The 9,387-nt window shown below is 47.7% G+C and carries 7 protein-coding genes, 3 tRNA genes and 1 pseudogene; 7 read left to right on the top strand and 4 right to left on the bottom strand.

Annotation, left to right across the window (positions count from 1 at the left end):
- The first annotated feature begins 721 nt into the window (after positions 1-721).
- Positions 722-1,687: an integrase domain-containing protein gene (locus tag ABL924_RS03900; RefSeq protein WP_349025755.1), complete on the top strand. Its 966-nt coding sequence runs from the start codon at positions 722-724 to the stop codon at positions 1,685-1,687.
- 140 nt (positions 1,688-1,827) lie between these two features.
- A complete protein-coding gene (locus tag ABL924_RS03895; RefSeq protein ID WP_349025754.1) occupies positions 1,828-2,016 on the top strand; it encodes a hypothetical protein in 189 nt (62 codons plus the stop codon).
- Positions 2,017-2,200: 184 nt separating this feature from the next.
- Here the strand turns inward: ABL924_RS03895 and ABL924_RS03890 are convergent.
- The 4 genes from ABL924_RS03890 to csrA form a co-directional block, all read right to left on the bottom strand.
- Positions 2,201-2,276: transfer RNA gene (locus ABL924_RS03890), tRNA-Asn, on the bottom strand.
- 29 nt (positions 2,277-2,305) lie between these two features.
- A tRNA-Arg gene (locus tag ABL924_RS03885) sits at positions 2,306-2,382 on the bottom strand.
- Positions 2,383-2,462: 80 nt separating this feature from the next.
- Positions 2,463-2,554 (bottom strand) — tRNA-Ser (locus ABL924_RS03880).
- A gap of 10 nt (positions 2,555-2,564) precedes the next feature.
- Positions 2,565-2,756, bottom strand: coding sequence for a carbon storage regulator CsrA (gene csrA / locus ABL924_RS03875; RefSeq protein WP_349025753.1), 192 nt, complete (start codon positions 2,754-2,756; stop codon positions 2,565-2,567).
- Positions 2,757-3,095: 339 nt separating this feature from the next.
- Between csrA and ABL924_RS03870 the strand changes: the two are divergent.
- From ABL924_RS03870 to bamC, 5 genes and pseudogenes are all read left to right on the top strand, one after another.
- A pseudogene (locus ABL924_RS03870) lies at positions 3,096-3,559 on the top strand (IS110 family transposase); the annotation flags it as partial.
- A 190-nt stretch (positions 3,560-3,749) separates the two neighbouring features.
- Complete coding sequence (locus tag ABL924_RS03865) at positions 3,750-6,623, top strand: choice-of-anchor tandem repeat GloVer-containing protein (RefSeq protein WP_349025752.1); 2,874 nt, start codon at positions 3,750-3,752, stop codon at positions 6,621-6,623.
- 272 nt (positions 6,624-6,895) lie between these two features.
- Positions 6,896-7,153: a hypothetical protein gene (locus ABL924_RS03860; RefSeq protein WP_349025751.1), complete on the top strand. Its 258-nt coding sequence runs from the start codon at positions 6,896-6,898 to the stop codon at positions 7,151-7,153.
- A 560-nt stretch (positions 7,154-7,713) separates the two neighbouring features.
- Entirely contained in the window at positions 7,714-8,592 is an 879-nt protein-coding gene (gene dapA, locus ABL924_RS03855; protein ID WP_349025750.1) for a 4-hydroxy-tetrahydrodipicolinate synthase, read from the top strand.
- Between the two features lie 4 nt (positions 8,593-8,596).
- Complete coding sequence (gene bamC, locus ABL924_RS03850; RefSeq protein ID WP_349025749.1) at positions 8,597-9,361, top strand: outer membrane protein assembly factor BamC; 765 nt, start codon at positions 8,597-8,599, stop codon at positions 9,359-9,361.
- Positions 9,362-9,387 lie beyond the last annotated feature (26 nt).

Raw genomic sequence — 9,387 nt, 5'->3', positions numbered from 1 at the left:
TGCCCGAAAGAAAGCCCCCGGCACTGACATTTCACTCCGCAGACGGTTTTGGCGTTGTCGCCGTTCGTTTGCCATTAAAAACCTGAAATGACTTGGGTCCCTACTTGTCCGGCGACAAGCCCCCGCTTGTCCTGCGCATGCCAGAGCACTGGCTTGCCCCGCGTTTTGCCGCAGTGAATTGGCCGCGCACTCTCTTTTGCACTGGCAAAGTCAAAAGAGAGTGCGGCGGAAGCCTGCGCCAGCCCACAACTGGCGCAGCTTCCAGGAAAAATTCAACAGCGCACAGGTAGATAACAAATAGTTGAATGCAGGTTAAAGGCCGGTTGCCCCGGCCAATACAAGGAAATTGGCGCAATCCGGCGGGACGCCGGCCACAGGATGGGGAGCCTATCCAGGCTCCTGTCGGTGGCGGTGCGGCAGTCGTGGCTCCCGGTTGTTGGCAGACTGGGACAAAGCGCGATCAGAAGAGTTTTGTGTCCGAAGGAACATGCCTTGGGTGCGGCGGATCGCTGCACCCTTGCCCAGAAAACCTGGGTGCGCACTACTGCTGGAAACAGTGGCGTGCGTAGCGGGTAAACGCTTAAGTGATGCCAAGTAAGTAAATGGTTAATTTTGAAATTAAACGGAAAGCCAATGCGCCAGGGCGATATCGTACTTAGAAAGACGGCCACTCCCTTACCATTGGTTTCCTAACCGTAACATACCTTTGAGGTGAATGATGATGAGCATGACCAAACCTATACGCTGTTGCAGGGACAGTTTGCAACGGATCATTACGGCCAACATTAATGCCAATGTCGATGGCTCGGTCTCCAGCCACGCCACCAGGAATAAATATGCCAATGGGCTGCATAAAATCGTCCGGGACTTGGAAACCTTGGGCTTCAAGCTGCCCGATGCCAAGAACCTGAAGGGCAAGCATATCGTTGCCCTTGGTAAGCATTATGAGCAGCAAACCATTGCAGGGAAACTGAAGCCGGCCACCATCCAGGGCAAGTTTTCGATGCTGCGGGTCTTTGCCCATTGGATCGGTAAGGATGGCATGGTCGAAGCCACCCACAAGTATGTTGACTTGGCTTTGGTTCAACGGTCAAGCATTTGTGCTTATGACCATTCCTGGGCAGCCCAAGGTATTGATGTGATTGCCAAGCTGGATGAGATCAGCCAAAAAGATGCGCGGGTCGGGTTGCAGCTCAGGTTGGAACTTGAATCTGGGTTAAGGAGCAAGGAAGCCATGATGTTGCGCCCGTATTTGGCGGACAAGGGCAGTTATCTTGACGTGTCGGTCGGCACAAAAGGCGGCAGGCCACGCGTGGTGGGTATCAATACCCTGGAACAAAAAGCGTTGATCGAACAGGCTAAGACGTATGCGGCAACGAAAGACAGTAGCACCAGTGACCCAAACAGGTCTTTGGCGCAGTGGAAAAACCACTATTACTACGTTCTGCGTAGTTGTGGGATTACCCGGAAAAACGGGTTCACCGCCCACGGCCTTCGCCATACCTATGCCCATAACCGCTATAAGGAACTCAGCGGCCAGGATTCGCCGGTCAGGGGTGGCAAGCTGGTCAACCGCGAGGATGACCGAGCCGCCCGCCTCCAGGTGGCTGATGAACTGGGGCATTCCAGGGAGTCGATTACCACCCATTACTTGGGGAGGGGCGATGGTAAGGATAAAGACAAATAAGTAACCTGGCAAGCCACCCTGCATCTGACTCATCTACCCTGGCCAGGTCGTTGAGTCTTATGCGGAACTAAAGATGTTTAATATTTATGTCTCAAAAATGACAGCAACCGTTTTCGACAGCTTTATTGGTAGGTCCCAATATGACAAACAAAACAGATAAAGAATTTCTAAAGATTAGCGACATGGTGGCGAAGCTTGGCGTTACGCGGACACAATTCTGGAAAATGCGTAAGGCCGGAGAAGTTCCTCCGCCGGTCATAAAAAACCCGCAAATGTGGTTGGCAACTAAAGTGATGGAATTTTATGAGAATAGGGCTTCGCGGGAGTAGTCTTCATTTGGATCATTCGTGTAATACGAAAGACATTCATCACTATTTTTTCTTTATGCCAAAAAAATGTTACGGATGAATAATTGATATTGTGTGGCGAATTCAAGTCAAATCAAAGTGACCACTGAAGTGACCACAAGATAAACATTGCTTTAAAATAATTGGAATAAGGCATTGATTTATATGGCTCCCCCGGACGGGCTCGAACCGCCGACCTAGTGATTAACAGTCACCCGCTCTACCGACTGAGCTACAGGGGAATAATATGTTTTGACTTTATTTCTTCAATTGGCGCGCCCGGAGAGATTCGAACTCCCGACCGCTCGGTTCGTAGCCGAGTACTCTATCCAGCTGAGCTACGGGCGCTTTATTGAACCGCCGATTATCCTTTTATGTTGAATGTTTGTCAATAAAAGTTCAGCCAGGCCGAACTATTTTTTAGATATTGGCGGAGAGAGAGGGATTCGAACCCTCGATGGGCTTTAAAACCCATACTCCCTTAGCAGGGGAGCGCCTTCAGCCACTCGGCCATCTCTCCTAAAACTGGCTTATCTTTCAGAACCCGTCGAATCGGACTGTTCTTTTTTAATTCTTTCGTATATTTCTTCTCTGTGAACAGAGACTTCTTTTGGTGCGTTGACACCTATGCGAACCTGGTTTCCTTTAACGCCAAGAACAGTGACGGTCACTTCATCACCTATCATCAATGTCTCCCCTACCCGACGAGTCAAGATAAGCATGGCTACTCTCCCTATTTGTATTAAAAACCCGCCGCTCTTTAACAGCGTCCCACCAAGGCTGAGGATTATAACAGCTTTATGTGATAAAAAAAGTCCGAGCTTCTTTCAATTCACTGCGATCGCCCTTAAAACCATTTAAAGGGGTTAATAAACTAAAAGAACAGTTTGTCCTGCAACTTCTCCTAAATCTGATGTGGCTACACTAAACCGGACACATTCTTTTATAATTTTCGCAATTTTGCATAAGATGATGGTATGGGCTCCTCGCCTTCCCATCGGCATCGTGATGTGCCAAAGTGGACATGTGACAGCCACTTAACAGAAAGCGAGGAATCCGAGATGAATGTTACGACAATTGGTTTAGACATTGCAAAGAGTGTATTTCAGGTACATGGTGTTGATGGGCATGGCAAACCTGTTCTACGTAAACAACTTAAGCGTAGCCAAGTGTTGGCGTATTTCGCCAACTTGTCGGCTTGTCTGGTTGGCCTTGAAGCCTGTGGAGGGTCTCACTATTGGGCCAGGGAGTTGGTTAAACTGGGGCATGATGCCCGATTAATCAGTCCGCAGTTAGTTAAGCCCTACGTCAAAGGCAACAAAAATGATGCCAATGATGCCGAAGCGATCTGCGAAGCCGTCAGCCGCCCCAACATGCGCTTTGTGCCCTTATATAGTGTGTCGAGCAACAAGACATTCAGATGCTGCACCGGATACGGAGCGGATTGGTGAAGGGACGTATCGCACTGGCGAACCGGGCTCTGGGGTTATTAGGCGAATACGGCATTGTCGTTGCGGCAGGACTGGCCACCTTGCGTCGGCAGTTGCCGGACATTTTAGAGGATGCCGACAACCATTTGGCCGTTGTCGCCCGACAATTGTTTGCCGAGTTGCGAGAGCAACTGATTGAAATGAACCTAGTGGTGAAACGAACTTTCTAGGTTAGAATTGAGGTTGGTTGATTTCAAGACATTACCATGAGAAGAGGAAGCCATAATGCTGCATATTAAGCCAAGTATTCTTTTAAAACTCAAGTTTTTACTGGGAATAATGTTCATGCTCGGTGTTATTTCGCCTATTGCCATAGCGGCGATGGCTCCCGAGTTTGAATTGCTGCAATCCTTGGGTAAGCAGGAGGGTAGCCCTAGCGGTAAACTGATCCAGGATGCCAATGGCAACTTATATGGCACAACTCAGTTCGGCGGCAGCAATGGCCTCGGGGCTGTGTATAAGATCGATACATCAGGTAACTACAGCGCCCTCCACTCCTTTGATGAAAGCAACCGCCCGTCGTCCACATCTGGGGTGATTCAAGGTAGTGACGGTAAGTTATACGGGGCCACACGCGGTGTTGCAGCGACGATTTATCAGCTTGATATATCTGGGGCGACACCTGTCTATACCGTTCTGTATCATTTTGCCGATTATGTCCCCGATGCCGGCATCATCCAGGCCAGTGATGGCAATATCTATGGAATTACCTCGGGTGAATTTAGATTTATCGCAGGTAATAGTTTTTGTAGTGGATTTTGCCCGTTTATCTCTGGCACGCTTTTCCAACTCAAGACTACTGGGGGGGCACCGGTTTTTACCGTCCTGAATTCCTTCATTGGCGGGGGACACTACATAGAGCGACCGTCAACCAGCATGGTTCAAGGCAGTGACGGCAAGCTATATGGAATGAGCATAGGTATTTCTCATGGTATTCCTATGTTTGGCAGCTTGTTCCAACTCGACATATCCCTACCCACGCCAGTCTTTAAAACACTGCAAAGTTTAGAAGGTAACCTTGAAAACTCTTCCGCCGGAGTCCTTAGCCGAGGCAGTGACGGCAAGATATATGGATCGACCCTCTCGAATGGGGCCGCGAACCTGGGGACAGTGTTTAGTATCGACACCTCAGGAGCCACGCCAGTCTATAGTCTCCTGCATTCCTTTCCCTTCCACGGTACATTCGATCAGGGAGGGAGTCCATCCGCTGGTTTGATTCAAGGGAGTGATGGCAAGTTTTATGGAATTACCGGTTATAATGATTTGGCCAGATATGTTATGTTCCAGCTTGACCTTTCCGGGCCGATACCAGTTTATACCGTTTTACACGCTTTCGATGACGGTGGTGGGCAAAACCGTAGCCTGATTCAGGGTAGTGATGGCAAGTTTTACGGAACCATGACTGGGGGCACTGGGTCTGTGTTCCAGCTTGACATTTCTGGGGGCGCGCCAGTCTATAGCGTTTTGCACAAGTTTGATGCGATCAAGGGAAAAGCTCCGTCTGGTAATCTTATCCAGGGCAGAGACGGTAAGCTCTATGGTACTACCAATTCTGGTGGCAGTGGTCTGGTTGGAACAATATTCCAGTTAGACCCCACGGGGGAGGCGATGCCGATCTATAGCGTTCTGCACGAATTTGACGGCAATAAAGGCTCAACCCCTCAATCTGGGGTGATCCAAGGCAGAGACGGTAAGCTCTATGGCACCACCAATTCTGGTGGCAGCTTTGATAAAGGCACGGTATTTCGGCTCGACCCCTATGGGCCGCAACCTAACTACAGTATTTTGCACGAATTTGACGGTATTAAAGAATCAATCCCTCAATCTGGGGTGATCCAAGGCAGTGACGGAAAGCTCTATGGAACCACCGGTGATTTTTCTAAAGGGTCTGTTTTCCAGATCGATATCTCTGGGCTGGTGCCTACCTATAGTGTTCTGCGTTATTTTTCAGATCCTGGACAGACAAATCATGCATCTTCTCCTGGAGGAGGTTTGATTCAAAGTAGTAAAGGCATGCTCTATGGCACCTTCGTTTCTATTAGCAACTTTGACTTAGATAAAGCCAGAGTGTTTCAGATTGATATCTCAAGAGCGACACCGATCTATAGCTTTTTGCACGAATTCGACAGGACCAACGAAGATTTCAACAGCAGCACAGCTACTTTGATCCAGGGTAGTGGCGGCAAGCTCTATGGTACTACCGACTATGGTGGCAGCTTTGATAAAGGCACAGTTTTTCAGATCGAAACCAATGGGTCTACGCCAGTTAAAACCGTTCTGCACAATTTCGACGGAGTCAATGAAGTTGTTCCGTCCCTGATCCAGGGCATTGACGGCAAACTCTATGGAATCAATGCTTCTGGCGGCAATGCTAACAATGGTACGATTATCCAAATCGACACTGCTGGATCTACGCCAATTTATACCGTACTGCACCACTTCGATAGAGGCATCCCCCCTTCCTTTGGTATGAGCCCAGGACAGCTAACCCAAAGCCGTGATGGCAAGCTCTATGGCACCACCGCCAGTAGCAATGGGACTAATGAAGGCACAGTTTTTCAACTCGATATCACTGGGGCAACACCAGTCTATACCGTTCTGCACGAGTTTGAAGCGAACAAGGGAGGAACCACGAGGCTCATTCAAGCCAGTGATGGCAATTTGTATGGGACAAATAACGGGGGTGGACAATTTGGGGGCGGCGTGATTTACCGGATAAAACTGTATGCTACGCCAGTCAATACCCCGCCAGTTGCAGCAAACGATAGCTATGCCCTGACTGTTCCCCAAAATAATAAACCTGCCACTGTTGCCGCGCCTGGCGTGTTAAAAAATGATAAGGATGGGGAAGGCGATAAGCTGACCGTAGTCGGTGCCACGGCCAGCAAGCCCATCATCATCAAGTTCCGTCGAGATGGTGGCAAGGTAAGCTTATTCTCAGATGGGCATTTTATCTATACCCCAGCCAAGAAATGTTTCCACGGTACGCAAAGCTTCACCTATAAAGTGACAGACGGCAAGGCCACCAGCAATTCCGCTACCGTGACCTTAACAACTAAACAACCCAGCAAGAGTATGCGTGAGCATGATGAATGTTGAAGGCCAGGCAGCCGTTCGCACAGTCTCGCGGCGGCTGTAAGGTAAAAGGTAATTTACCAGAGACGGAGTTTGCTCCATCCCATTTGGGGATGGCTTATGGGGAATCGCAGGAATTATTCTATGTAACATCAGTTATTTAACTTGGTTTGATCTATATCAAGGTTATCTTTGCTAAAAGTGCAAGAATGGCGATGCCCGTAATGGGTAAGTTTCCTTTTATCAATATTCATTGGTAACAAGGCAAAATTAACGATACAACTTAAGGCCGAAAGATGAAAAACTTGATATTAGCAACCTTACTTGCTTTCTCTGTCTCTGGGATAGCAACTGCCGAGATGAAGATGCAAAACAGCAATCCTTCAGCTGAACCCAAAGCCGAACCCATACTCGGCCATCACATGCAAAACAGCGACCCAATGCCTGCAGCCGAGGCTGCACCAGAACCTGAACATACAATGAAGAATACTAATCCTAAGAAGTTTGTAAGCTCAAATGCCGGCACATTGGAAGAAAAACATTCTGGAAAGTAAGTGGAATTTGTAAAAGCTAAACAAATTATCAGAGAGTAAGTTTTGAGAATTTAATTAGGTATCCAAAAAAGGGGCTTTGATAGCCCCTTTTTAATTTATGCTTGGACTAAAGGGAATCTCTAAAAATTCAAAAAACTCCTTCTCCCTCTGGGAGAAGGCCGGAATGAGGGTAATAAAATCAAGCAATTATATCCCTCACCCTAGCCCTCTCCCAGAGGGAGAGGGGATTATTAGAGGTTCCCTAAAGATTTAATCACTATTTATCTGCGCCATTTTTTCCGGAAACAGGTGCTCAGTCTTTTGCGCTGTTTTAGCGTACTTATTTGTGCTGGATTCCTCAACCGCTTATATGTCGCTAAGTCACAGAAATCCGACGAATATCGAAAATGCTTGAATATTTTCCGCCAGCATGTGTCCATGTAGTCGAGCTGCTCTTCGGTGGGTAAGACAATCCGAGAAGTTGGTCTGCCAAAGTAGAGGCCTTATCCCATACCTATTTTAGTGATTTGCTTGTTATAATGGCTATGTTTTAAAAATAGCCATTCTGATCGAGAGAATTCATGATTCAAGGTAGTATCGTCGCTTTAGTCACGCCCATGGATGAAACTGGTGCGGTGGATTGGGCAAGTTTACAGAAATTAGTCGAATTCCATATAGGGCAGGGCACTGATGCAATCGTTGCTGTAGGTACTACGGGCGAATCTGCTACCTTGGATGAGGATGAGCATTGCGATGTAATAAAGGCAATTGTGGGTTACGCCCAAGGTCGCGTTCCTGTGATTGCCGGGACAGGTTCAAATTCAACGACTGAAGCGATAACTTTAACGCGTCGAGCAAAAGAAGTGGGTGCTAATGCGTGTTTAATCGTAACGCCTTACTACAACAAACCAACTCAGGAAGGCTTATATCTGCATTATAAAGCCATTAGTGAAGCGGTTGATATTCCACAGATTTTATATAATGTCCCCGGACGTACGGCTTGCGATATGTTGCCGGAAACTGTGGGGCGGCTATCTTACTTACCTAACATTGTCGGCGTAAAGGAAGCGACAGGCGATTTAACCAGAATCAAAGCCATCAGGGCTTTGGCTGGTGCTGACTTTGCCATCTATAGCGGCGACGATGCCACCAGCCGTGAAGCCTGCTTGATGGGGGCAAATGGGAGTATCACCGTCACTGGCAATGTCGCGCCCAAACTGGTACATGAAATGCTTATGGCGGCGATTAAGGGAGATGCTGACATGGCGTTAGCACTTGATAATAAATTAGTCGGTTTACATAAGCATCTGTTTATACAGGCTAATCCTATCCCAGTTAAGTGGGCGGTAGCAGAAATGGGTTTGATGGCTAAGGGAATTCGCTTGCCATTAACCTGGTTGACGGAAGATTCTTATGATGCTGTGCGGCAAGCTATGCAGCAAGCTGACATAGTTGTTTAACATTATGAAAAATAGAATTGGGATTATCTTAATCGGTACTGTCACAGTCGTTTTGGCGGGGTGCAGTTATCTGCAAAGTTTTTTCCCCGATAAAGAGCGGGATTACCAATACACGACTGAGATCCCGATGATTAATTATCCTGCGGAGTTAAGGAAAAATCAGCCTACGAATGGCACTTCGGATGTGACATCATCTGGCGTGAAAAATGAAGGAAGCGAAGCTGGCACGGCTATCGATAATTCAGAACAACCGCCAGCAAGTAATGCCTCATCCGATAATGTCGCAGAAGCAACACCAAGCGCTACGGCTGATACTGTAAGCAGCACCCCCGTAACGCCAGCCGATGAAGCCGACGGGCAGGATGCGATTTCATCTGTCGAAATCATCAAGTATGATGATGGCGAAAGCCGTTTGCGCTTAGGTGCGGGCTATTCAAAAGCCTGGCGAGCGGTTAATAAGGCGTTAAGCCATAAGACTATTGAAGTCACTGAACGTAACCACGATAAGGCACAAATCACTATCCAGTACGACCCAGACGAAAAAAAGGCGAAAGATGACGGGTTTATGGATGAAATTACGTTCTTTTTTCACGGCATAAACACCAATGAAAAAGAATATGTCCTCAAGCTGGAACAACACGACCAACAAACTGATGTGATTGTCTTGAATGAAGAACACTTACCATTGCTGAATGATGCTGCTGCATTGCGCTTGCTAAAAGTGTTGGCAGATACCATTAAGGCTGATTTGGCTGAAAAGGCTAAGTGAGGAACGTGTCTTTTTAGTGCGTGCGC

The organism is Methyloglobulus sp., from assembly GCF_040079455.1.
Lineage (GTDB): Bacteria > Pseudomonadota > Gammaproteobacteria > Methylococcales > Methylomonadaceae > Methyloglobulus.
Note: the sequence above shows the minus strand (reverse complement) of the source record. Positions and strands in the feature narration are given on the sequence as shown.